Origin of the sequence: Corynebacterium tuingiense (assembly GCF_046718165.1) — a bacterium.
Lineage (GTDB): Bacteria > Actinomycetota > Actinomycetes > Mycobacteriales > Mycobacteriaceae > Corynebacterium.
This window is the reverse complement of the sequence record NZ_CP177101.1, coordinates 1,718,277-1,742,395: the sequence shown is the minus strand read 5'-3', so window position 1 is coordinate 1,742,395 and position 24,119 is coordinate 1,718,277. Positions and strand designations below refer to the sequence as shown.

The window sequence follows — 24,119 nt, the reverse complement described above, 5'->3', positions numbered from 1 at the left end:
GCAATAGAACAGGAAAAGTGTAGCACCGCAGCGCATGTGGGCAGGCGAATTGCGCGCGGGTGAGCAGTGCAGTCTAATAAACGGCATGACAGAAGTAGATCCGCTCATTGAATCCCTCTATCGCTGGTCCGATGTCAGCGGTGTATTGCTGATGGGAATTATCGGCGGCACCATTGCGCGCAAGCGCGGGTACGACATCATCGGGTTTTTCTTCATCGCGATGTTTTCTTCCCTAGGCGGGGGCATGGTGCGCGACGTGCTTATCAATCGCGGCACGGTAGCGGCGATGAGCGAGCCGGAGTACCTGTACCTGGCGTTCACTGGCGCGTTGATCGCGCGCTTTGTCTATTTCAAGGGAAAGACCTGGGATTATATCCAGGCGCATGGTGATGCCGTCGTCTCTGGCCTGTGGGCCGGCACTGGCGCGGTGAAAGCCATTACCTATGGGCTTCCGCCGATTCCGTGCATCATGATGGGTGTGTTTACCGCTACTGGCGGTTCCATGATTCGTGATATTGCTATGGGGCGCGAGCCCGCGGTCTTTGGCGATAATCAGCCGACGGTAATTCCGGCCATCGCTTGTGCGGTGATCGTGCTCGTGGGAAACCACTTCGATATGTTGGCCGTCGGCATGATCGTGGGGCCATTGGTGTCTATTTTCTTGGCGCTGCTGGGCATTTGGGCCGGGTGGCGCGTGCCCGCGAACCAGGAGTGGGCGCCGATAAATGATACGGCTGCGCAGGTTAAGGCGCTGGCGAAAAAGGCTGAGAATAAAAGCCGCGCGGTCGGGCGCAAGCTGGAGCCGCACCGCGTGCGCTCTTGGCGCCACCGGCAGATGGAAGAGGCGCTGCAGCGGCGCATCGAAAAGCAAGTGCGTTCCGGCAAGCGCCGCCAGGATGCGGCGGAGGAGGCCAGCGAGTTTTTGCAGTCCTTCGAATCTGATGTCGACCAGTTGAGTAGTGTCTCAGCTGAGTCCGAGGACATGGATTTTGGAGTGGACTTTAGCGGCGATTCCTATGAGGCGGAGGAGCAGACCTCCAGCGAGGAATCCCAGCGGCTGCTCGATACGATTCTGGAAGATGACAAACTTACCGATGAGTTGATTGATCGCCTGATGGACCGTTATCAATCGCGCGACTAGGTTTCTAAGCAGCTGCTTGCCGATGCCCCCTAAATTCCGGGTCTGGATTTCTGGCAGAAAACTGGCATCAATTTTTCAGCTAGGTGCCATATCCTAGAACCATGAACCTGAGGTATTTCTTTTTTGAGCTGTGGGGCCTCATCGTTGACCATGGCTTGCCGCTCATCGCATTCGTGATAATCGGCATTCTTTTGCCCCGCATGGGGCGCCTAGCCATCCGGATCATCGAACATAATTTGGATGAGCAAGAAGAATCCACGAAGGCGCGGCTGGCACTGACCGGAGCATTGGTCTACATCGTCCAAGCGGTTGCGTACTTCCTATTGGTCGCGGCCGCACTGACCAATCTCGGCGTTCCGGCGCTGGGTGCTGCGGTGCCTGCGACGATAGTTTCTGCCGCGGTTGGTTTTGGTGCCCAGTCCGTGATTTCGGATTTCCTCTCCGGATTTTTCATCCTGACGGAAAAGCAATTCGGCGTGGGTGACTATGTCTCCTTTGCCGGCATTCCTGGGGTGGAAGGCGATGTGGTGACGCTGACCCTGCGCACCACGAAGGTGCGCACCCCAACTGGTGAGCTGGTGACTATCCCCAATAGTTCTGCCGGTGTGGTGACCAACTATTCTAAGGAATGGTCCCGTGCGGTGGTTAATATCAACGTCCCCGTGCACGAGGGCGAATCTTTGCCGGAGATTACGAGCCGTGTCAAAGAGATTTCTGAGCACGCTATTGAAGCCCCAGATATCTCTGTCGATGTCGCCGGCGAGCTCACGGTTCTTCCCGCTACGCAATTGGTCAGCCCGCAGGTTGCCGGTCAGCCGTGGCAGGTGGGCTACCGCATCATGGTGACTGTGAATCCCGCCCGCCAGTGGTCCGTGGAGCGCGCTATCCGCTCGGCGTTGCTTTCGGAATTCTGGGACCACTACGGTTCCGCCATCGACTTTGATGAGCTGCAGGAACAGAAAAAGAAGCATTCGGCAGAACCAAAGCATGCCGCGGCGCAATCGGCCAAGGACGCCTTGGATGCCGGGGAAGGATCCCGCCCCAATACGCCAGTGGATGACCCCACGGTGGAAGAGGAACTGGCCCCAGAGGAAGTTGAGCTTGCTGAGACCAAGCTCGATGAGCAGGCAGTCACGGATGAAGCGGGCGAAGATGCCGCAGAAGACGAGGCGACATCGCGCCGGAAGATCTGGCGCTCGATTCAGACAAATACGCGATTCCAGAAGATCGCCACCATCGGCGGGCGCGTGCGCGCCTCCACCACAGGCCTTGTGGCGGCCCTTCTCGTCGTTGGGCTGCTCATCCTCGCGGCAAGCAACCCAGAGGACGCGGATGCAGGTTGGCTATCGCCAGAGTATTGGAAGGAAAGGGATACGCAATCTTCTTCCGAGGCGCCGACGGAATCTGAAGAGAATGTGTCCTCGGAAGACCCTCTTACTACCGGCACCCCAACCGAGCCGACGGATGCTGAGTCAACACCGACGACCACCAATACGCCGACCGTTCCTAGCTACCCCAGCCAGGACCCCAATTCCACTCCGAATTCCGGAGACGGGCACGGCAGCAATCAAGACGGGCCCGCTGACTCGAACGGCGATTCTGGCGATGGCCAAGGGAATGGAGATGGAGACTCGGGAGCAGACGGAAATAGCGGGGCGGCAAATAGCCAACAGACCGCGATTCCTTCAGAACCCCACTAGTCGCTAGTGCAAACCGCCGTATACCTCGAGGCGGTCGGGCCAACGGCGATCGTTCTTCTCGTCTTGGTAGGTGACTCTTAAGCTATTGTCTCCGTCTTTTCCGCATATGAGTGCGCGACCATCTGATCCAATAAAACAGTGAAGATCATAGGTCTTACCGGTAGTGGGGCTGGCGACGGAAATCTCGGTGCTATACGCGCCGTTGGCCTTCGGATCGGACTGCCGGAATGGATAGGAGTGCTTGATCGCTTCATCGAAAATAGCACCGGTAAATTCGCAGGATGTATGCTCGCCGGCTTCGATGGTGTCTCCCTGGTCGGTATATCCGCAGTCGCCGCCAATTTTCCCAGCGTAAATCGTGTGATTTCCAGCTGGGGGAGCGTCATCATTGGAGGCGGCATCGCCATGCTCGGCGCCTTCTTTATCGCCTTTTTCCTCGGTGGAGTCTTGAGAATTCTCCATGGTTTCCGTCACGGTCGTAGGAGCCGTGGAAGCCTCGCTGGGCACAAAAGCAGGTTCGGGATCGGCAGAATCGGAATCATTGGAGGTGCCGCAGGCGCTGAGCATGGTAAGGGACAAGGCGGCAAGCATTAAGGAGGTGTGGCGTTTCAGCATCATAAAAACTGGTAGGAATCGACGGTGTGAACGGTGAAAACTTTAGCATTTAAACCAGCATCTAGCTGCGGACTTATAGGAAATGCGGCAAAAGGTGGAACAAATTTAAACCACGGGCTGTTTCAGTAGACATGACATCATTATTTACACCTTTGGAACTTGGCCGTTATACGTTGAACAACCGCGTGACCATGGCGCCGCTGACGCGTCAGCGTGCAGGTCACAGCGGTGTACCCAGCGAGCTACACAAAAAGTACTATTCCCAGCGCGCTAGCGCAGGTCTCGTGGTGACCGAGGGAACCTTCCCCGCATGGACCAACCGCGCGTTCCCTGGTCAGGCGGGCATCGTCGATGACGAGCAAGCCGCTGGTTGGCGCGAGGTAGCTGACGAAGTACATGACAAGGGCGGCGTGCTGTTCATGCAGATCATGCACGGCGGCCGCACCAGCCACCCGGATCTCATTGATGGCGCCCAAGCAGAAGCCCCCAGCGCCTTGGATTGGGACGGCCAGGTTCGTGGCTTCGCCGGCAAGATGGATGCACCGGTGCCGCGCGCACTAGAGGTTGATGAGCTTCCGCGCATCGTTGAGGAATTCCGCGCTGCCGCACGTCGGGCCGTCGACGCGGGCGTTGATGGTGTAGAGATTCACAATGCGAATGGCTACCTGCTGCACGAATTCATGGCTCCGTCTGCCAACCAGCGCGACGATGAATTTGGTGGCAGCCCAGAAAACCGGTGGCGCCTGCCAGAGATGGTGATCCGTGCTGTTGTAGATGAAATCGGTGCTGACCGCGTGGGCGTGCGTTTCTCCCCAGCCCACGTCGTGCAAGGCATTGCTGAAGACGACGAGGCGGATATGCTGGCCACCTACGGCGGCCTTTTGGACGCCATTGCCCCGCTGAACCTGGCTTATGTCTCCTTCCTGCACGCCGAGCCGGAAGGCGAGCTCATCTCGGCCTTGGCAAAGAAGGCTCGCGCCAATGGCGAAACCAAGGTATTGATGAATGATGGTTTCGGCACTGTCACCACTAAGGAAGATGCCGAGCGCGAGCTGGAATTGGATCACGTGGATGCCGTTGTAGTGGGTCGACAGCTCATTGCTAACCCGGACTTGGTACGCCGGTGGGAAGAAGGTCTGGCCCTTAATGAGCCGGACCAGGCCACGTTCTACGTCGGCGGCGAGCGCGGCTACATTGATTATGAAACTGCCGCGGACTAACGCGTAGTCCGCGGCAGGTAGGGGGAGAGCGCGAGTGATAGAGAGTGAAATATCCCAGAGAGGATCTTTCACTCTCTATATCGAACGTGCACCCAGCGAGCGTTAACAACTGCCCGCTAAAAATTAAGAATTAAATCCCTGATCCGGGCGCCATGTCAGCGTGACGGCTTCGTTTACTGGTGCGGCGGGATTGAGGAGATCCTCAACGCGCAGCCAGTGCATTTCCGCAGAATCCGGGCGGATGGTGACGTAGCTATATCCGTGGTGATCGAGGTTTACGTGGCGTGTATGGGGGTTTGCCTCCAAAAGGAACCTCTCTGCCAACTTGGAAAGCTCGTTGTCCTCGGGTAAGTGAAGCTGTTCGTTGACATTGGGCGCGGAGACAGATGAGCACACCATTTCGGCCCCGAAGATGTGCCCATCCTTGCTGATATTATGCGCCCATTCGGAGTGGATATCGCCGGTAACAAAGAGGGCGTGGGAGTCGTGCTTCGCAAGGGCATCGATAAGCATCCGGCGTTCTGCCGAGTATCCATCCCATTGGTCGCCATTGACGGGAATACCGGTGATATTGGACGACAGCGAGGACGATACGGGTGCTAGCTTATCGTCACGCTGCAGGGTAGCCAGGTTCATGGGGGAGAACATGACGGAGTTGCCCAGCATATTCCACTCGGCGGCGGAGGTATCGATCTTGTTGACCAGCCAGTCGTACTGCTCCGAACCGAGCATGCTTCGCCCCTCCGAGGCCATCCTGGCAGGTCCAAAGAGCACCTGCTTATCGCGGTACGTGCGCAGATCCATCATGGTCAGTTCCACCAGATCGCCAAAAGTCAAACACCGGTAGAGGTGGCCATCATTGGAAGGGTTGCTTGCCCGTACCGGCATCCATTCAAAGTAGGCCTGCATCGCGGCGTTGCGGCGATCGATCCAAGCACCTTCCTTTCCCTCCGTGTGGTTATGGGCGCCGTCCCTCCAAGAATTATCTGCGGTTTCGTGGTCATCCCAGACCGCGATCCACGGCAGGGCAGCATGCGCCGCTTGGAGATTTTCATCGGTGCGGTAGCGGCCAAGGCGCGTGCGATAATCTTCCAGCGTCGTAATCTCGTGCGCGGGGTGGTGCAGGCGCACTGGACCGAAACCGGCGTACTCGCGCTGTGGATATTCGTAAATATAGTCTCCCAGAAAGACCATATAATCTAGTTGCCCGGATCGTCCGCGCTGTGCGATATCGCCATAGGCTTGAAAGAAACCGGACTCCCAGTTGGCACAGCTGGCCACACCAAAGGTTAGCTCCTCAGGGGATGCCGTAACCGCCGGCGCGGTTTTGGTGCGACCTACGGGGGAGATTTTATCTTGGGCATGAAAGCGGAAGTAATACACGCTTTCTGGTTCGAGGCCGTGAGGATCCACGTGGACGGTGTGGTCTTGAGCGGGATCGGTGGTGACCTCGCCGCGCTTGACGATGTCCCTAAACTCCTCATCCCGCGCGATCTCCCATTCCACGGTGGTAGGCGCGCCCGCACCGGAGCCAGGCATCGCATCCGCATCTGGTGTCACGCGTGTCCACAAAACAACGGAATCAGGAATGGGATCCCCCGAGGCTACCCCGTGCAGGAAGGGGCGTTCACCGAGCGTGGGCTCTACCATGTGTGGTTCTGAGCGCGAGGAGAGGCTGCTTTGTGCATGAGCAGTGCTGGCGTTGGCCGTGCTGGCAGTAGTGGTCAGCGCGAGGGCGGCGCCGACTGTGCCGCTGGTTTGGAGGAATTTGCGGCGGTTGACATGAGACATCTCTGTTTGCGGGCTGTGGTTTCTGCTAGTCATACTCATAAGTTTTCTTAGATAGAAAAGGCCTGCAACCGCTCAGGCCGCATTACACCAGAAATTCCTCTATCAGTAACCACGGGTTTACCTCCGCACCGATCGGCACGCCTTATTCTGAGGTCTAGAGCACAGTAGGCTGGAAGACATGAGCGAGTTGCAGCAGATAAATCAATGGCCCGTAGATACCGTGGCCGGAGCATTGATCCACAGCGGTGAGATGATAGACACGGTAGGAGATACATCGCGCCAATTTCCGGTTGCCTCAGTTACCAAGCTGGTGTCGGCGTACGCGGTGATGATGGCCGTGGAAGAAGGTGCGCTGGATTTGAAGCAGCCCGCCGGTCCGGAAGGTTCTACCCTCGAGCATTTGCTCGCACACGCCTCGGGCGTGAAGTTCGATTCGCGTGAACAACAAAAACCAGTGGGAGAGCGGCGCATCTATTCCTCTGCCGGTTATGAATGGGCGGCAGAGATCGTAGAAGAAGCCACCGGCATCGAGTTTGCAGAGTACCTGCGCGAAGGCGTGTGCGAGCCGCTTGGAATGTCCTCCACCCGCTTGGAGGGCTCGGCTGGACACGGCTTGGTGTCTACTGTGCAGGATCTTGCTGCATTTGCTGCCGAGGTCCAGGACCCGCAGCTATTGCACCCCAGCACCGTGGCCGATATGCGCCGCGTTCACTTTGCTGGTTTGCGCGGCATCGTGCCCGGTTACGGGAGCTTTAAGGATTGCACTTGGGGGCTTGGATTTGAAATCCGCGGTGAGAAAGACCACTGGATGGGAGCACTGCCTGCCGATGCCACCGGGCACTTCGGCATGTCTGGAACCTACCTCTGGCTGGCCGGCGACTACGCCATGGTGGCATTAACGGACCGAGATTTTGGTGAATGGGCAAAGCCGCTGTGGAATGAAACCAATACGAAGATCTGGCAGGCGCTGTAGGAGGCTCCTTCGCAGATTTCCCTTAATAGGAAAACGGGAAAAGCTCCCCATTCCAGTGGAGTGGGGAGCTTAAAGCTGCTCTTCTTAGAATACCTGCAGACCAAGGCCTTCGAGGAACATGGCGAACTGGGTGAAGATGCCGTCAACGAGGGAGAGAATCTGGAATCCGAGGGCAGAAGAAAGATCAAACATAGGGGGTTCCTTTCAGTAGGGAGGGAATTCAAACCGGATTGTTTGAATTTATCTCAGTATAGGCAGAGTGCGCGGATCGTGTCAAACTGTTTCTTGACACAAAATAAATGTATATCGACCGCGCCGCATTTGAAGCCGTGCGTCTTTTTCATAAAGCGGGGGATGAGAGTAGGGCGTGGCGCCTGGCTACCCCCGCCGTAGGTTTACGTCCCGGGACTTTTTGGAGAGCTTTGCCTCTAGGGGGTTGGGGTAGTTTTCGGCCGAGATTTTAGAGGGTGAGCGCAATCAAATAGGTGTTTCTGCTGGTACCTGCCTTGTGGACGGCTCCTGTCGGAAACTCGCCTCAGGCGAACAGTTCAAGGGAGGTAGACTTCACAAATTTCACACTTGTAACTTGATTTTCTTTAGTCACTTTAATCACAGTCTGGACTTTGGGTTGAGGTTTAGAAGTTGGGGGTTGAAGTGAAAGTTGAGGGTTGTAGAGGGCAGTGTGGCGCAGGAAAAATGGGTGCAGACGCAAAAGACAGTTCGTTGGGGAAGACGAAGCTCGTCTTGCACTGCGCCGCACGCCGCGCGTGTGGATCGCAGTGGTGATTTGTCGAGGGAGATATCGGCTATGAATACTTGCGTCAATACAGTGCCGGTTGATCAACCGGCCTCTAACTACACATGGCCCAGCCGCAACGGTGCGGCCGTCGTGGTTACTGGTGTGCTGAAAATTTCTGGGATGCCGCGTGCGCTGCGCCCGGAAGTAGAGCGCGCCATGGATCGGTGCATTCGCACCGAATCGGAGTTCATCGTCCCAGGCGATGACCCGCTGACCGCACAGTGGTGTACTCGGTGGTACCGCGATGAGATCTCTATGGAGGCACTCGTGCGTGGTGAAGCCACGGGCCCGGGGATTGATTCCGGCATCGGTATTGGCTGCCACCAGGTGCTTACCGGAACCGAGGCGGAGCTTGCCGCGCTCGAGAGCGCGGTGTGCTACCTTGCGCAGCGCTATGGCTTTAGCGCCACCGTGCGTTTTAGCTAAGACGCTCGAGCGAATCGGCTCGAGCGCGGCCAAAATGAGCTAAGCCGCACGAGCTAGGTCGTGCGGCGGGGTGCCGTTTAGGATTCGTCGTCGGCGAAAGGATCCATGATCTTTTCGGGAATCTCCGCAACCGACTTAAACACGGCAGTGGGGCGGTAAGGGTAGCGGGAGATTTCGCGGTCATCGGAAATGCCGGAGCGCACCAAAATGGAGCGCATGCCGGCCTCTAGGCCAGCCTTGACATCGGTATCCATGCGGTCACCAATCATGATGGTGTTTTCAGAGTGCGCGCCGATGTGATTGAGAGCAGAACGCATCATGACCGGGTTGGGCTTACCCACGTAGTAGGGCTCGCGGTGGGTAGCGGCGGTGATCAATGCGGCTACCGCGCCGGTTGCTGGGAGCACGCCTTCGGGAGCAGGCCCCGTAACGTCCGGGTTGGTGGCGATGAAGCGGGCGCCATTGCGGATGAGGTTGATAGCGGTGGTAATCGCCTCAAAGGAGTAGGTGCGGGTTTCACCAAGGACGACGAAATCGGCGTCATCGTTGGTAAGGATCCAACCAGCCTCGTGCAGTGCGGTGGTCAGGCCGGATTCTCCCACGACGTAGGCCTTACTGGAGCTGGCCTGGGTGGCCAAGAAGTTTGCCGTCGCCGTAGCGGAGGTCCAGATACGCTCGGCCGGAATATCCAGTCCGGTATTGCGTAGCCGTGCCGCCAAGTCGCGCGGGGTGGACATGGAATTATTGGTGAGCACCATGTACTCAATGTCGTTATCTTTCAGCGTTTGAATAAATTTATCGGCGCCGGGGATCATTTCCCCTTCCTTGATGAGTACGCCGTCCATATCGGATAGGTAAGAAATCATTGGTGGTCCTCCAAATAGTCAACGATATCGCCGATGGTCTCGCAGTTAAGCATTGTTTCCTCAGTAAGTCGCACCTTAAAGAGCTCTTCTGCACGCACGGTGAGCTCTATAAGCTCGAGGGATTCCACGCCGACATCGGAAAGCGCGGTGTCCCTGCCAAGTTCGGCCTCGGTTCCGGTGACTTTGACGATGAGGGCGATGAGCTCGCCCAGCGTATCCCGATCTGGGTCGTGGTCCTTATCCGGGTCAGAACCCTGAAATTTTGCCTGCAATTGGGCGCTGAGGTCATTTGCCATAGTGACCAGTGTAGTAGCGATTGGTGCGTGACATAGGAGAAATAGGTTCACGCGGTACTGGTTAGGGGGGATTGGGCGAAAAATAATTTAGGCGCTTCCAGCATTAAGCCGGAAGCGCCTGAGCTACATCTCCATGGTGGAGGTGCGGGCGATATTACTCGCCGCTATTAGGTGCAGTTGGATCATCCAACTTCAGCTCGGAGGCCGCCTTTTCTACGACGGAGCGCTCAATCTTGCCTTCGCGGGCAAGACCATCGAGCACGGCGACGACGATGGATTCCGCATCGTTGTTGAAGAAGCGGCGGGCACCCTCGCGCGTATCGGAGAAGCCGAAGCCGTCTGCGCCCAAGGTGATGTAGGTACCTGGGACGTAGGGGCGAATCTGCTCCTGCAACTCGGTGGTGAAGTCCGAGACACCAACGAATGGGCCCTCGAAGTCCTTGAGCTGGGAGGTAGCAAATGCCTCGGAGGGCTCCTCGCCCTTGCGCAGTGCTTCCTTGTTGCGGCGGGCACCGTCGCGGGCCAGCTCATTCCAGGAGGTTACGGAGAACAGCGATGCCTTGACATCGTAATCCTCAGCCAGCATCTTCTGTGCGCGAAGAGCCTCGTGCACGCCAACGCCCGAAGCCAGGATATTGGCCGGGGTGGAGCCATTCTCGGCGGTATTGAAGTGGTAGATGCCCTTGTGCAGGCCCTCCACATCCAAGTTCTCCGGCTCGGCCGGCTGGTGTACCGGCTCGTTGTACACGGTGAGGTAGTACATGACCGGCTCGTTGTCCTCGCCGTACATGCGCTCGATACCGCGGGCTACCAGGTGTGCAACCTCGAAGCCGAAGGCTGGGTCATAAGAAATGACCGCAGGGTTGGTGGCTGCCAAGACAGGGGAGTGGCCATCCATGTGCTGCAGGCCCTCACCGGTCAGGGTGGTGCGGCCGGCGGTAGCGCCGATGATGAAGCCGCGGCCCATCTGGTCGCCGGCAGCCCAGAAGGCATCGCCAGTGCGCTGGAAGCCGAACATCGAGTAGAAGATGTACAGCGGGATCATGGCCTCGCCCTGGGTAGCATACGAGGTAGCGGCGGCGGTAAAGGATGCTGCCGCACCGGCCTCAGAAATGCCCTCGTGCATAATTTGGCCATCGGTGGCCTCGCGGTAGGACAACATCAGGTCGTGGTCCACCGGCACGTAGTTCTGGCCGCGCGGGTTCCAGATCTTCATGGTGGGGAACCAGGAGTCCATGCCGAAGGTACGGGCCTCATCCGGGATGATGGGCACGATGCGCTTGCCCAGTTCCTTATTGCGCATGACCTCCTTGAAGGTGCGCACCAAGGCCATGGTGGTAGCCACTTCCTGCTTGCCAGAGCCCTTGCGCACGGAGCGCAGCTTGTCCAAGGAAGGTGCTTCCAATGGGGTGAAGTCCGTGCGACGCTCAGGCAGGAAGCCGCCAAGTTCTTTACGGCGCTCCAGCATGTACTTGATCTCCGGGGAGTCCTTGCCCGGGTGGTAGTACGGCGGCAGGTAGGGATCCTTTTCCAGCTCTTCATCGGAGAAGGGGATTTCCTGCTTATCGCGGAAGTTCTTGAGATCCTCCAGCGTCAGCTTCTTCATCTGGTGGGTAGCGTTGCGGCCCTCGAAGTTGTGGCCCAAGCCGTAGCCCTTAATGGTGTGGGCCAAGATGACGGTCGGCTTGCCGGAGCCCTTGTTCTCCAGGGCGCGGGCATACGCTGCGTAGACCTTGCGGTAGTCGTGGCCGCCGCGGCGCAGCGCCCAGATTTCCTCATCGGAGACGTCCTCTACCAGCTTTGCGGTGCGCTCATCGCGGCCGAAGAAGTGCTCGCGCACATAAGCGCCGTCGTTTGCCTTGAAGGTCTGGTAGTCACCGTCAGAGGTGGTATTCATGACATTGACGAGGGCACCTTCGGTGTCCTTGTCCAGCAGCTTGTCCCAGCCGCGGCCCCAGATGACCTTGATGACATCCCAGCCGGCGCCGCGGAAGAAGGACTCCAACTCCTGGATGATCTGGGTATTACCGCGCACGGGGCCGTCGAGGCGCTGCAGGTTGCAGTTGACCACGAAGGTAAGGTTATCCAGCTCATACAGAGCAGCGGTTTGCAGCAGGCCGCGGGACTCTGGTTCGTCCATCTCGCCATCGCCCAAGAAGGCCCAGACGTGCTGCTTGGAGGTGTCCTTGATGCCGCGAGTTTCCAGGTACTTATTAAAGCGTGCCTGGTAAATGGCGTTAATAGGCCCGAGACCCATGGACACGGTGGGGAACTCCCAGAACCATGGCATCAGGCGCGGGTGCGGGTAGGAGGGCAGACCCTTGCCTTCACCGAGGGAGACTTCCTGGCGGAAGCCGTCGAGGTCTTCCTCAGAGAGGCGACCTTCCATGTATGCGCGGGCGTACATGCCCGGGGAGGCGTGACCTTGGAAGAAGACCTGGTCGCCGCCTGAAGGATCGTCCTTGCCCTTGAAGAAGTGGTTGAGGCCAACCTCGTACAGCGGGGCGGCACCCGCGTAGGTGGAGATGTGGCCACCGACGCCGATGCCGGGGCGCTGTGCGCGGTGCACCATGATGGCAGCGTTCCAGCGGATCCAGCGGCGGTAGCGCTTTTCTAGTTCTTCATCGCCAGGAAATTCCGGCTCCATGTTGGTGGGGATGGTGTTGACGAAGTCCGTCGACGTCAACGAGGGAAGCTCCACGCGCTTGGCGGTGGCGCGCTCTAGAAGGCGCAGCATCAGGTAACGCGCGCGCTCTTGGTCAGAATGGTCCAGCAGACCATCGAGGGAATCCATCCACTCGCGAGTTTCTTCTGGGTCGCTGTCGTGAAGGTACGATGCAACACCATCGCGGATAAGCGGGAAGTTGGAATCGCCCTTGGCGGGGTCCTTCTCGGCCATGTAAACCTCCTAGTTAAGGGTCTGCAGAGTTTATCTCCTACGATACGCGTTCCCAGATCGCGAGTGGGAGTCTAGGCTGTCTAAATCGCGGCGCTTTCCGATGCACCCCCTATAACCTGCGGTTTGCTTCTCCTGCCCAGCGTGCAAACGTGGGTAGTAGACCCCTAAACGGCGCTAGTGCTCCCACAAAACAGACGCCGGTGTGAGCAGAAAAGGGCCTGCAAATTGGGGGAAAGGGGTGCTATAGCAAGTAAAAGACGCCCTGGGACGTTAAACTACATGTAATAACATACGCCCTCCGCGTTAAGTGCGGGCCGGGCGTGAGAAAGAATTCACCGGATAAGGAAGGAAATGCATAGTGGCTGACGCTGCAGTCAAGCTCGGAATCAAGGAAGGGCAAATCGCTCTAGAGCTTGGTTGGGACGAGGATTGTGACACCACAATCTCTGAATCTATCGAAGCCGTACTCGGTGAGGATTTCCTCGAAGAGGAAAATGATGAGCTGTGCGATGTAGTCCTTCTTTGGTGGCGCGAGGAAGACGGTGACCTCGTGGACGGTTTGGTGGATGCCAGCCGTCCCCTCGCGGATAACGGATCCGTGTGGTTGCTGACCCCAGGCGCTGGCAAGCCCGGCACCGTGGAGCCTGGTCTCATTTCTGAATCCGCACAGCTGGCCGGCTTGGTGCAGACCAAAGCTGAGCGCTTTGGCGAGTGGCAGGGTTCCTGCCTGGTACCGCGCGGATACACCAAAAAATAGCCCTCACCAGCTGATTTGTGTAGCTTCACAATCCTGCGCTACTGTACATAACAGCGCAAGGGCGCATGCGGCTTTAGCTCAGCTGGAAGAGCAATTGGTTTACACCCAATAGGTCGGGGGTTCGATCCCCTCAGGCCGCACCATTTTTCAAGTCTCGAGACATCGTTCCTAGAACGGTGGCTCGAGACTTTTTCGTTGTGAGGGGATTCATGGATGGGGGAAGGCTGCGGCCTAAACGGCAAAATGTGTTGTTTCCGGTGTGCAGTCTCGATGAATGGGCTTTCAGGGTCAAATGTCGGCCTCGGCTTGTGCCTCCAGCCCATCAAGCATGAGGTCTATGAGCCGTGGAGTAAGTGCGTCAGGGGCGAGTGAGGGCTTGGGTTCTATCGGGATGGGGCGGGTGGTTATCCCAAGGCCCATGTGAAAATCCAGCGCATTGAGGCTTTCCGGGCATAGGTGTGCCTTTTTCGCGGGGATTAGCAGTTTGTCGTAAATGCCGGTTAATTCCTGGGCGCGATTGTCAATAATGCGGTCCTTTTGTTTCCGAGTTTCCGGATCGCGCATGGCATCTTCATATATTGCTTGGGCAAGGGTTGCTAGCTGCAAAGTTCCTATGGAATGGACGGTGGTGCGCCACGCGGTACGTGCATCGCTAGCAAATTCCGCACTGTGGGCTTCGATGATTGCGGCGATATCGGCCGTTGCCTGCGCGCTTACTGCATCGAGGAGTTCGATGCGCTCGGGGAAGTGCCGGGTGGCCGTGGCCACACCCACTGAAGCGGCCTTCGCAATGGTCCGCATGGAAATACCAGGCCCCTCAGTGGTGAGTAGTTGCCTGGTGGCGGTGACTATCGCCGCACGATTATTGGCTGCATCTTGTCTCATGGTTGACATCTTAACAAATGGAATACTATGTTCTATTTAAGTAACTGAAATACACTGTTCCAGATAAGGAGATTGTCATGAGTTCTACGGCGACTCACACGCGGACAAACACCACTGCAAAAATCTTCGCCGCCGTGATTGGGGTACCAGTCATTATCGGGCTAATGCTATTTGCGTTCCTTGCTCCCAACTTTTCTTCTGGGCCGCAAGGCGTGCCCGTTGCTGTGGCCGGGCCCGAGCAGATGGTCAAGCACATGACCGATAAAGCAGGCGAGGATGGACCCGATTTAAGGGTTTATGAATCCGATGCCGATGTGCGCGATGCGATTGAAAACCGAGACGTGGTAGGTGGTCTGGTTATAACCCCATCGGGAGCGCAAACCTATACGGCCTCTGGTAACGGTGCTGCCTACACCGAGATGGTGAACCAATTGGGTAAGTCATTCGAGGCTCAAGGCATGGAGGTTTCTACCGAAGATCTTGCCCCGACATCGGTGGAAGATCCGCAAGCTAAGGGCATCGGGCTGCTGGGGCTGCCATTGGCCTTTGGCGGCATTGTCTCCGCAGTCATCGCCGCGTTTGGTTTCCGCCGCCGAAAGTGGGTCAAGTTTGTAGTACTCGCCGGCATCGCCGCAGGGGGATCGCTCGTGGCCACGTGGATGCTACACACCGTGTACGGCACGTTAATTGGCAATTTCGGTATGGAATGGTTAGCAATCGCACTGGGTATTCTCTCCACCTCATTGCTGACGGCAGGCCTGGCTGCGGTGATCGGTACCGCAGGTGTGGGGATTGGTGCGGTGCTCACTATTTTCCTAGGAAACCCACTCTCGGGCTTGGCCACCGGACCATGGTTGCTTCCTGATGGCTGGGCTACTTTGGGGCAGTGGATGCCCATTGGCGCTACGGGATACCTTGTCCGTTCCTTGTCCTATTTTGATGGGCAGGGCGTCGGGTACGCGTGGTGGGTATTCGCGGTCTGGATCGCAGTAGGCTTCGTATTACTTATGTGGGACCGGTCTGCCAGCACTACAGAATCGAAAGCAGGCCAGACGGGCTAGGGAAGTTAGTAGCGCTCGCGGCGGCGCTTTTTCAGCTTGGCATAGTGATCCGGCTTGGAATCGCCGTAGCGGGAGCGGTTGCGCAGCGCCGCGGCGTGAGATGCGGTATGGGATTCGGCAGCGGCGGTGGTAGCAGCGTCGGTGCCAGGCTCGCCGTGGGCGGAGGGGCGGCTGGAGGTGGGGGGGCCATCGGCAAGCGATTCCGCGTCCGCGTCGAGGGCCTGCATGGCGGCTTCTTCTTCGCGCAGGCGGCGGCGCTCGCGGATCTCGGACCAAATAAAGTAACCCAAACCCAGCGGGGCCATGATGCCAAAGGCAATCCACTGGTAGCCGTAGGAAAGGTGGTTGCCGCGATCGAGTTGCGGGACGGGCATGGCGTTGAGCACGCCCGGCTGATCCTCGGAGAGCTGGATGTAGTCTTGGCCTAAGTCGGCACCGATAAGTGATCCCACCTGCTCGGTGTGGATGGAGTAAACCTGCTGGTAGCCCTCCTGCGTGATGGGGGCGGTTTGGTGCTCGGCCTCATTCGAGCGCACCATGCCGGTAATCGTTATCTCTTCGGAGGGGGCGGGCGGAATATCCGGCACCGCATTGCCCTCCTCGGCGCTGACCCAACCGCGGTTAATCAGCATGGTCAGGCCCGTATCGGTGCGGAAAGGCACCAAGGACTGATAGGACGGGCCGGAACCGGCGGGGCGCAGGCGAAGCAGCACTTCATCTTCGGGCAGATAGTGCCCCTTGAGCGTGGTACGGGACCATTCGTCACCGGAAATGGCGCCGTCATCGTCCACGACCTGGTCAATCGGCTGTGGATCGGCCTCGTAGGCGTGGGTGATGTTTTCATTGCGTTCCACAATGTCATCGTCCTTTCCCAGTTGCCACGGGGCAAGGACACTAAAGGCTAGGTAGGAAAATGCCACCACGAAAAGTAGCATGAGCACCCAGCCAGGCTTGAGGAACGTCTTTAGCATGCCCCCAAGTCTAGTCGTGGTTTTCGCGAATCCAATCCAGCAGGCCGGGGACGGCGGCTTCGATATTCTTGCGCGCGGTTTCGAAGTCTTCTTCGGTGCCGTAGTAGGGGTCTGCGACCTCTGCGCCTTCCGGAGAATTGGGATCGAAGCTGCGCATCAGCCGAACCTTGGCGGGGTCGATGCCCAGATCGATGAGCGAATCATAGTGCCCGGAGTCCATCGCGATGAAGAGATCGGCGTCCATGTGCTCTTCGCCCAATTTGGATGCGCGGTGGGAGGCCCCATCGTGTCCGGCGCGGCGTAATTCTGCCACGGCCCGCTCATCCGCGCCTTGCCCCACGTGCCAGCCGCCGAGCCCGCAGGAATCCACGGTGGCGAGGAGATCGAGCATGTCATCTTCCATTTCATCGCGAACGATGATTTCGGCCATGGGCGACCGGCAAATATTGCCGGTGCACACAAAGACGAGGTAGAGACCCGAGTGAGAAGAAGATTCAGTCATGCGAAAACCCTTTGCGCAGATAGTACTGTAGTGCGGGAGACAGGATATAGCACTAGCGTAATTTACAAGAATCGAGCATAAAGGAGTATCCCCATGTCTGCTGTGCGAGTGGGCGATGTGCGCCGCGTTTTGGACAAGGCCTATCCGCCCCATTTGGCCGAAAAGTGGGATGCCGTAGGCCTTATTTGCGGCGACCCCGCAGACGAGGTGCGTACCGTCGCCTTTGCTTTAGATTGCACCCAAGAGGTAGCGGACCGCGCGGTTGAGCTCGGCGCGGATATGTTGGTAGTCCACCACCCGCTGCTACTGCGCGGCGTGGAATCCGTGGCGGCCGATACGCCTAAGGGCAAGGTTGTTCATACCTTGATTAAAAATGGGGTGGCGCTTTTTGCCGCCCACACCAACGCAGATAAGGCTCGGCCCGGGGTCAACGATAAGTTGGCGGAACTCGTTGGCATTACCCCAGGTCGCCCCATCGTGCCTGAGGCTCCAGACGCCATTGATAAGTGGGGGGTGCATATCCCTACCGGCAGCGTGGAGCAGGTAAAGCAGGCGCTTTTCGATGCCGGCGCGGGCCACATCGGCGCCTACTCCCACTGCTCATTCGATATCGCGGGCGCAGGCCAATTCCAGCCGGAGGAGGGCGCGGATCCGGTTGAAGGGAGCATCGGCAAGCTGCACCGCGGCGACGAGGTACGGGTGGAATTCGTGGCTCCCGCCTCGTTGCGGTCCACGTTGATTGCGACGCTGCACGAGGCGCACCCGTATGAGGTGCCCGCCTATGACATTGTGGAAACGGCCGGAAGCGGCGATTTTGATACCGCACTGGGTCTGGGGCGCGTAGGCGAGCTGCCGCGCGAGATGACCCTGCGGGAGTTTACGCAACAGGTGGCCAACGCCCTGCCCGAAACCGCGTGGGGCATCCGAGCCGCGGGTGACCCAGAGCAAAAGGCGCGCACAGTGGCGGTATCGTCCGGCGCTGGGGATTCCTTCCTAGGGGCTGCGGCGAAGCTGGGCGTCGATGTGTATGTCACCTCCGATTTGCGCCACCACCCGGTGGACGAGCATTTGCGCGCCGGGGGACCAGCCGTCATCGATACGGCCCACTGGGCCAGCGAGTTTCCCTGGACGGCGCAAGCAAGCGATATCGTAGAAGCAGCATTAGAACTAGATACGGAAATTATTAGCCTGCGAACTGATCCGTGGACTATCTCCGCGCACCCAAAGGAGTCATAAGTGAAACTATCGCAAGAACTACAGCCGGTACTGCTGGAATTGGCCAACCTGGAACGCTCGCAAGGCATTGGCGGGGAAAAAGAGCTGCCAGAAAAGGTCGAGTATGACAAGGCACAACAGGAACACAAGCGCTTGCTCGATGCCTCCGGTTCCGCGCAGATGGCAGTCGATGACATGGAAAATGAAATCCTGCGCATCCAGGCCGATGAGCGCAAGCTGCGTCGGCGCGAACGCGATGACAAGCGCCAGCTCGGCGCCGAATTGGATACCGAAAAGCGCAAGGACATCGAGCACGATCTCTACGCCACCAAGTCCCGCATCGCGGATTTGATGAGTGAGCTGCAAGAAGCCCACAACGAGATCCACGCGCTGCGCTCCAACTTGGACGTCCACGGCGCGCGCGTCTCGGATTCCGAGCGCAAGCTGGACATGCTGCGCCGCGCCGCCGACGCCGCCCAAGAGGCCGCGGATAACCAGCCCGACCCCGCCGTGCGCATTGCGGATTTGCGCGAGCAGTTGCCCTCCGATATCCTCGAGGAATACGACGCGCAGCGGCAAGAAAACGGCGTCGGCGCAGCGCAGTTTAAGGCCAACCGGGCCTGCGGTGGCTGCTTTATCGTCTTGCCACCCGCCGATAAAAATGCCGTACGCAATGCGCCTGCCGATGAGTTGCCGCAATGCAGCGACTGCGGTTCCTACCTGGTGCGCCTGGCATCATGAAAGTCATCGTCTACGCCGATGGCGGCTCCCGCGGCAATCCTGGAGTAGCCGGTTCAGGCACCGTCGTTTATGCCGCGGATGGCACAACCATCCTGCGCGAAATCGTCTATGTGGTAGGCACCAAGGCCACCAATAATGTGGCCGAGTACCACGGCTTATTGCGCGGGCTCGAGGCCGCCTCCGAGCTCGGTGCCAGTGAGGTGGAGTTCTATATGGATTCCAAGCTCGTCGTGGAACAGATCAACGGGCGCTGGAAAATCAAGCATCCGGATATGCAAAAGCTGGCCCTTAAGGCCCGCACGCTTATCGACGGCTTTTCTTCCTTCAGCCTCGAGTGGGTCCCGCGCGCGAAAAACAAGGTGGCGGATGCGCTATCCAATGACGCGATGGACGCGGCCGCGGCGGGGCACAAGGTGGGCATCGTCAAGAGCGAGACCGACGAGCCTGCCGCCGAATCCTTGTCCGATGCCGCGCCAGCTAAGGGCGAGCAGGAATGGGATACCTCCGCGCCGCACCCTTCCGACTGGCTGGGCGAGCGCGGCGATACAACCCGGTTCATTCTGCTGCGCCATGGCCAAACCGAAATGTCTGCCGCCAAGCAATACTCTGGCCGCGCCAATCCGGAGCTTACGGAACTGGGTAAAAAGCAGGCGCTGGCCGCCGCGCAGGCCCTTGCCGGTACCACCATCGACGCCATCGTGTGCTCGCCGCTTAAGCGCTGCCAAGAAACGGCGGCCGCAGTCGCGCATGGCCGCGATATCGGCGTAGTGACCGAAGAGGGCCTGAGCGAGGTGGACTTTGGCGAGTGGGAAGGAAAGACCGCGGCCGAAGCGCACCGGCGCGACCCTGAGATCCACGAGCAATGGCTCCACGATGCCGCTACACCGTGCCCCGGCGGGGAGTCGCTGCAGGCCGTCAACCGCCGCGTGCGGGCTGCCCGCAAGGAATTGCAGCGGCGCTATAGCGGCAAGACGGTGCTGATTGTCAGCCACGTCAACCCCATCAAATCCTTCCTCTGCCAGGCCCTAAACGCAGGACCTGCCACCTTCCAACACCTGTTTTTGGATCTGGCGGCGCTATCGGATGTCGAGTTCTGGGACGGCGGCTCTATGGTGCATGGATTCAACGATGTGGGACACCTGGAGGGGCTGCGCTAGACTAAGGAGCGCGAATGAGCCGGCCGGGCGATCGCGTCGCCGCAAACGGGCAGCGTTGGTGCTGCTACGTGGGCGCCGAGGAAAGTCCGGACTCCACAGAGCACGGTGGTTGCTAACGGCAACCCGGGGTGACCCGCGGGCAAGTGCAACAGAAAGTAGACCGCCTTGTGCCTCAACTTGTGCTTCGGCCCAAGTTGGGGACACAAGGTAAGGGTGAAACGGTGCGTTAAGAGCGCACCAGCATCGTCAGCGATGGCGGTGGCTGGGTAAACCCCACCGGGAGCAAGGCATCACGGCCCTGCCACGTTGCAGGGCCCGATCAGGCGTTTTAAGGCTGCTCGCTCGAGCCTGAAGGTAGCTGCTGGAACCAACTGGCAACGGTTGGTCTAGATGGATGTTCGCCGCGCGGCGTTCCGTTTAATGGGGCGCCGTGGTTAGACAGAATCCGGCTTATAGGCCGGCTCATTCGCCCTTAATCTTCTACTTTGGCTGGCTCGCCTGCGGCCAGCTTCACCAGCAGGAAGCCATCGTCTGCTAGATCCGCCGCGAAGTTTTCCGCGCGGTTGCTGGGGACATAAGCAATAACGGCTCCAGATAGCCCCGCGTGCGCCGAGCGCGCGGCCACCGCGCCGCGGACCGTGACTAGCTCCGCGAGTTTTTCTGCGGAATCGAAGCCATAAATATTGGTCAGCGAGGCCTGCGATTGCAAGACAATGGGGAAAAGCTCGTTGCGGCGGTGCGAGCGCAGGTAGCGCACAAAGTTCTCCACGCGGGAGGTCTCTTCCTCATAAAATGCCATCCACTCGGTAGCCGCATTGATGCTGGGGCGGCCCTCCTCGCCGTAGACCTTGTGCACCGCCTTGAGCCACTCCACCACGCGCTGTTGTGCATCGGGCAATAAGCGCAGCGACTCTGTGCCGAAGGAATGACAGGCATCATCGATAAATTGCTGGCGTTGGCGGATGGCGTCAATTGCCTGCGACTGCTCTTCCGCAGTGTTCCCGGGCACCGCCACCGCGAAGGCCACCACGTCTTGGTCCACGACGTGGGGCGCATGGGTGACCGAGCCATCGGCATAGTCGATGATGCACACACCGTCGCCACTGCTGCGCAGCGCGGCGGTGTGGCGCGCGCGTAGGGCGGGCTTATGGGCAAAGGTGGTTACCGCCTGGGTGCAGACATCCGCAACGCGCACGCGCAAGGGAGCGTCGAGGTTGTCTGTTGGGCCCATTAAGGCAAGCGCTACGGCAACATCCGCCGCCGATGCGGCGCCTAAGCCGATATCGTTGGGGATATCGCTCACGATGGTGATATCCGCCCCAGCCGTCTCCCTGGACAGTAACTGGCGGTTGACCATGGTGTGTACGATGCCGCCGATGCGCGCGGCCAGCCCACCTTCTGGTGCGGGCGGAATGACCGGTTGCCCCTCCGAATCCGTCGTGGGCTGTTGCGCCGCAGCGAGCGCAGCCACCTCCTGGAGGCCAATGGAATCGTGCGCAGGCTCCCCAATTGCCGGCACGTAGTGGACGGAAACGATACCATCCGTGCGCGAACTGACGGCCGCAGCCGCGCGGAGATCCGACAGGCTTGCGGCGACGATGCCTCCATAATGATCGATATGCTCACCAATGAGCGGCCAGGTCGCGGGCGCGCTGGCGACATGGGTGGGCTCCGTTCCCACAATAGAGGCGTGTTGTTGTGCAACGCGCTCAGCGATAGGGGACTTAGGCGTCGACCACAGTGGCATGAAGGCAAAAGCTCCTTTTCCAATTCGGCGGATAAAAATCACGCGGCTACGTGGCGCGGGCTAGCGCCATGGACAAAGTAGCCGATAAAGCGCCTCCCTTGCTCTGCTTGACGGTGCAAGGGAGGCATGAAAAGAAATACTGCCCTCATATTCTAGCGGGCGCGTGTTTTCATGCATGGGTAGTGTGGGCACCAACCACAGGCGGGCAGCGCACACGTGCTGTCCAAAGTATATAGACGAAAGGGACTACCGTGGCGACTACAGCAGATGAGAAGTGGTATTACGACCCTTCCACCAAGGAAGTCAGCAAGGGCAAAGTATCCGGCTGGGAAAACCGCATGGGGCCTTATGACACCCGCGAAGAGGCCGAGCACGCCATAGAAATCGCGCGCGCCCGCACCAAGGCAGCCGATGCTGCAGATAAAGAAGATGATGGCTGGGACTAGTTAACTTCCCAACCACCATCTAGCAGCTACCAATACGGCCTAACGCGCCATAACTGGTGCCGCTGACGCGCGCTACTTCTTCAGCTTCTTGCGCAGCGGCTTAAACGCGGCCTTGATGTCTTTGAAAGACTCGTTGTAATCATCCAAGGCGGCTAGGCCGATGGCGCGTTCGCGCTGGTACAGCAGGCCGTAACCAAAGGTATCTTCCCCGCGGCGGTGCGAAGTGTGGGCCAGTTCTAGCAATTTATCCCGCGAGGTAACCGAGTCTTGGAAATCCCCCAAGACCGATTGCATCTTCTTGCAGGCCTTGTATAGGCGCTTGGTCTTTAGCTTCGTTGCGGAACCGGCTGCTTCTGCTGCGTAACGCAGTTTCTTGGCAGCCTTGCGCATATCGTGGAAATAATCCTCGCGCTCGTGCAGCGAAAGCTCCGCGTTATCCCAATTGTCCACGGCCTTCTTATGCCGCTTGACTAGCTTCTTATAGGCCTTTTCCAAGTGGCGTGCCATGACGGCATCGACGTCCTCGGCTTCCGCATCGCCGGTGGAAGGTGACTTTTCCGTCTTCTTTTCAGCGGTCGATTCTTCCTCTGCGGGGTGCGTTTCCGCGGATTCATCGGCTGAACTTTCGGCTGCAACCTCAGACGTATCCCCGTCCCCGTCCGCGTCCACGGTAGCGGAATCGTCCTCGCCGTCGGCATCTTCTGCAGATTGGGCACCGGCCGTTGGGGGATCAGCCAGTAGGCGGTCGAGGGACTCGAGCAATTCGAGGTATTCCTCAGAATTTAGCGCGGCGATAACCCTGCGGTGCGCCCGGCGGTAGGCGGTGCCCATGTCGCGGGAGATGTGTTCGCGGGTGGCGGCATCTAAGGTATCGGAGTCCTCGGACTCCAAGAGCTCTTGCCAGCGCTCTTCCACGACCTCTGCATCGCGGGCTACGCCCAAAATGCCGGCGAGCTCTTTGAGATCAGCTTCGATCTTCTCAATCTGCGGGCCGACAACAATGCCGTGAAAAGTCTGCAGGTGGCTGCGCAGTTCGCGAGTGGCCACGCGCATTTGGTGCACCGAGTCCCACTCATCGCGGCGAACGCGCGGATCATAATCAATGAGCTTGTCGCGGTTAGCCTGCAGAGCTGCAATCACTGCGGCTGCCGGGGAATCCTCGTCAACGTCTGGGGTAACGAGAGCGGGAGGGAGGGGAGCGTTGTTGTAGGAATCTCCCAAAGCTGACTTCAACTTAGACGGGGACGAAGAAACGCGAGCCCCGGCGCCGATGAGAAGAGAGGTCGCGCGGCGGATGAACTGGCTTCCTTCTTCAGTGCCTGGAAGCTCACCGGCCAGCTCCACTTCCCATTCGCGCCAGGATTGCTGCTGCCCGCCGGGCAAGAAAGAAAAGGCGGTGACATGGTCATCGCAGAATTCCGCGACCGGATTATTGTGCTCGTCCGCAAGCAGCATCTCGGTGCGGTTATTATCCACCTGCGCAATGGGGCTTAACTCGTTGTGGCGAACGATGGAGCGCACCTGCTGTACTAACTCTTGGGGTACCTCGTACTTGCCGTCTACTGGGTCTCCTAATTCGGCATGGATCTCGGTCCGGCCACCCTCGCTGGGGATTTTGATGTGCCAGCCATCGTCATTGCCGCCGGTGCGGCGGCGTAAGGTGATTTTGGCGTGAGTTAGGCGCAAATCTTCCGTGTCGTAATAAATGGCGGATAGAGCGTGGTGGCGCGTTTCTGCAACATGGTCAACGGATTCGAGTCGAGTGAGTTCAGGCAGTTGAGTCGATTCTGCTACGGCGAATTTCGCTTCTACTTCCAGAAAAGTCTGTGTTGACATTCACATACCCTTAAGCTTTTACAACAATTAATTTCACCTGTGATCCTACCCGTGACGAGCAGCATGCGCCTGAAA

General features: G+C 58.7%; 21 protein-coding genes, 1 tRNA gene and 1 other RNA gene. 13 read left to right on the top strand and 10 right to left on the bottom strand.

The features are described 5' to 3' along the window. The first annotated feature begins 85 nt into the window (after positions 1 to 85). Both ACLI1T_RS08290 and ACLI1T_RS08285 read left to right on the top strand, forming a co-directional pair. Complete coding sequence (locus tag ACLI1T_RS08290; protein WP_284869804.1) at positions 86 to 1,141, top strand: trimeric intracellular cation channel family protein; 1,056 nt, start codon at positions 86 to 88, stop codon at positions 1,139 to 1,141. A 101-nt stretch (positions 1,142 to 1,242) separates the two neighbouring features. Next, positions 1,243 to 2,841, top strand: coding sequence for a mechanosensitive ion channel family protein (locus ACLI1T_RS08285; protein ID WP_411702392.1), 1,599 nt, complete (start codon positions 1,243 to 1,245; stop codon positions 2,839 to 2,841). 3 nt (positions 2,842 to 2,844) lie between these two features. Here the strand turns inward: ACLI1T_RS08285 and ACLI1T_RS08280 are convergent, their stop codons facing one another. After that, a complete protein-coding gene (locus tag ACLI1T_RS08280) occupies positions 2,845 to 3,420 on the bottom strand; it encodes a hypothetical protein (protein WP_411702391.1) in 576 nt (191 codons plus the stop codon). A 167-nt stretch (positions 3,421 to 3,587) separates the two neighbouring features. Here ACLI1T_RS08280 and ACLI1T_RS08275 point away from each other — a divergent pair, with 167 nt between their 5' ends. After that, a complete protein-coding gene (locus tag ACLI1T_RS08275) occupies positions 3,588 to 4,676 on the top strand; it encodes an alkene reductase (protein ID WP_411702390.1) in 1,089 nt (362 codons plus the stop codon). 123 nt (positions 4,677 to 4,799) lie between these two features. Here the strand turns inward: ACLI1T_RS08275 and ACLI1T_RS08270 are convergent, their stop codons facing one another. Then, positions 4,800 to 6,500 (bottom strand): alkaline phosphatase D family protein, encoded by a 1,701-nt coding sequence (locus tag ACLI1T_RS08270; protein WP_411702389.1) that lies wholly within the window; start codon positions 6,498 to 6,500, stop codon positions 4,800 to 4,802. 145 nt (positions 6,501 to 6,645) lie between these two features. On the opposite strand from ACLI1T_RS08270, the gene ACLI1T_RS08265 reads away from it, so the two are divergent. Then, positions 6,646 to 7,440 (top strand): serine hydrolase domain-containing protein, encoded by a 795-nt coding sequence (locus ACLI1T_RS08265; protein ID WP_411702388.1) that lies wholly within the window; start codon positions 6,646 to 6,648, stop codon positions 7,438 to 7,440. A gap of 808 nt (positions 7,441 to 8,248) precedes the next feature. Continuing rightward, positions 8,249 to 8,665 (top strand): hypothetical protein, encoded by a 417-nt coding sequence (locus tag ACLI1T_RS08260; protein WP_284819289.1) that lies wholly within the window; start codon positions 8,249 to 8,251, stop codon positions 8,663 to 8,665. 77 nt (positions 8,666 to 8,742) lie between these two features. Here the strand turns inward: ACLI1T_RS08260 and ACLI1T_RS08255 are convergent, their stop codons facing one another. The 3 genes from ACLI1T_RS08255 to aceE form a co-directional block, all read right to left on the bottom strand. After that, on the bottom strand, positions 8,743 to 9,531 hold the full coding sequence (locus tag ACLI1T_RS08255) for an HAD-IIA family hydrolase (protein ID WP_411702387.1): 789 nt from the start codon (positions 9,529 to 9,531) through the stop codon (positions 8,743 to 8,745). Beyond that, positions 9,528 to 9,827 carry an acyl carrier protein gene (locus ACLI1T_RS08250; RefSeq protein ID WP_284869811.1) on the bottom strand — a complete coding sequence of 100 codons (300 nt, stop codon included), beginning with the start codon at positions 9,825 to 9,827 and terminating at the stop codon, positions 9,528 to 9,530. Before ACLI1T_RS08250 ends, ACLI1T_RS08255 begins: the two co-directional genes overlap by 4 nt. A 154-nt stretch (positions 9,828 to 9,981) precedes the next feature. Continuing rightward, complete coding sequence (aceE, locus tag ACLI1T_RS08245) at positions 9,982 to 12,726, bottom strand: pyruvate dehydrogenase (acetyl-transferring), homodimeric type (protein ID WP_411702386.1); 2,745 nt, start codon at positions 12,724 to 12,726, stop codon at positions 9,982 to 9,984. A gap of 358 nt (positions 12,727 to 13,084) precedes the next feature. Here aceE and ACLI1T_RS08240 point away from each other — a divergent pair, with 358 nt between their 5' ends. Both ACLI1T_RS08240 and ACLI1T_RS08235 read left to right on the top strand, forming a co-directional pair. Continuing rightward, a complete protein-coding gene (locus ACLI1T_RS08240) occupies positions 13,085 to 13,483 on the top strand; it encodes a DUF3052 domain-containing protein (RefSeq protein ID WP_023023218.1) in 399 nt (132 codons plus the stop codon). A 67-nt stretch (positions 13,484 to 13,550) separates the two neighbouring features. Continuing rightward, a tRNA-Val gene (locus tag ACLI1T_RS08235) sits at positions 13,551 to 13,626 on the top strand. Between the two features lie 145 nt (positions 13,627 to 13,771). Here the strand turns inward: ACLI1T_RS08235 and ACLI1T_RS08230 are convergent. Beyond that, positions 13,772 to 14,368: a TetR/AcrR family transcriptional regulator gene (locus ACLI1T_RS08230; RefSeq protein WP_411702385.1), complete on the bottom strand. Its 597-nt coding sequence runs from the start codon at positions 14,366 to 14,368 to the stop codon at positions 13,772 to 13,774. A gap of 164 nt (positions 14,369 to 14,532) precedes the next feature. Between ACLI1T_RS08230 and ACLI1T_RS08225 the strand changes: the two genes are divergently transcribed. Then, entirely contained in the window at positions 14,533 to 15,429 is an 897-nt protein-coding gene (locus tag ACLI1T_RS08225) for an ABC transporter permease (RefSeq protein WP_411702384.1), read from the top strand. Positions 15,430 to 15,434: 5 nt separating this feature from the next. Here ACLI1T_RS08225 and ACLI1T_RS08220 read toward each other — a convergent pair whose 3' ends face one another. Then, positions 15,435 to 16,400, bottom strand: a complete 966-nt coding sequence (locus tag ACLI1T_RS08220; RefSeq protein ID WP_411702383.1) for an SURF1 family protein — start codon at positions 16,398 to 16,400, stop codon at positions 15,435 to 15,437. A 10-nt stretch (positions 16,401 to 16,410) separates the two neighbouring features. Next, positions 16,411 to 16,902: a low molecular weight protein-tyrosine-phosphatase gene (locus tag ACLI1T_RS08215; RefSeq protein ID WP_284869816.1), complete on the bottom strand. Its 492-nt coding sequence runs from the start codon at positions 16,900 to 16,902 to the stop codon at positions 16,411 to 16,413. Between the two features lie 93 nt (positions 16,903 to 16,995). Here ACLI1T_RS08215 and ACLI1T_RS08210 point away from each other — a divergent pair, with 93 nt between their 5' ends. The 4 genes from ACLI1T_RS08210 to rnpB all read left to right on the top strand — a co-directional run bounded on the left by ACLI1T_RS08210 (position 16,996) and on the right by rnpB (position 20,484). Further along, a complete protein-coding gene (locus ACLI1T_RS08210) occupies positions 16,996 to 18,138 on the top strand; it encodes a Nif3-like dinuclear metal center hexameric protein (RefSeq protein WP_411702382.1) in 1,143 nt (380 codons plus the stop codon). Next, positions 18,139 to 18,858, top strand: a complete 720-nt coding sequence (locus ACLI1T_RS08205; protein WP_411702381.1) for a zinc ribbon domain-containing protein — start codon at positions 18,139 to 18,141, stop codon at positions 18,856 to 18,858. It begins immediately after the preceding gene. After that, the gene (locus tag ACLI1T_RS08200; RefSeq protein WP_284869842.1) at positions 18,855 to 20,015 is read left to right on the top strand and encodes a bifunctional RNase H/acid phosphatase; all 1,161 of its coding nucleotides are present in this window, start codon (positions 18,855 to 18,857) and stop codon (positions 20,013 to 20,015) included. The genes ACLI1T_RS08205 and ACLI1T_RS08200 overlap by 4 nt, the downstream gene beginning before the upstream one ends. Before the next feature lie 15 nt (positions 20,016 to 20,030). Then, positions 20,031 to 20,484: RNase P RNA component class A (rnpB, locus tag ACLI1T_RS08195), an RNA gene on the top strand. 3 nt (positions 20,485 to 20,487) lie between these two features. On the opposite strand, the gene ACLI1T_RS08190 is transcribed toward rnpB, so the two are convergent. Further along, positions 20,488 to 21,762, bottom strand: a complete 1,275-nt coding sequence (locus tag ACLI1T_RS08190; RefSeq protein WP_284869819.1) for a galactokinase family protein — start codon at positions 21,760 to 21,762, stop codon at positions 20,488 to 20,490. Between the two features lie 251 nt (positions 21,763 to 22,013). On the opposite strand from ACLI1T_RS08190, the gene ACLI1T_RS08185 reads away from it, so the two are divergent. After that, a complete protein-coding gene (locus ACLI1T_RS08185) occupies positions 22,014 to 22,208 on the top strand; it encodes a hypothetical protein (protein WP_023023202.1) in 195 nt (64 codons plus the stop codon). A 72-nt stretch (positions 22,209 to 22,280) separates the two neighbouring features. On the opposite strand, the gene ACLI1T_RS08180 is transcribed toward ACLI1T_RS08185, so the two are convergent. Continuing rightward, positions 22,281 to 24,044, bottom strand: coding sequence for a CYTH and CHAD domain-containing protein (locus ACLI1T_RS08180; RefSeq protein WP_284869820.1), 1,764 nt, complete (start codon positions 24,042 to 24,044; stop codon positions 22,281 to 22,283). Between the last annotated feature and the right edge of the window lie 75 nt (positions 24,045 to 24,119).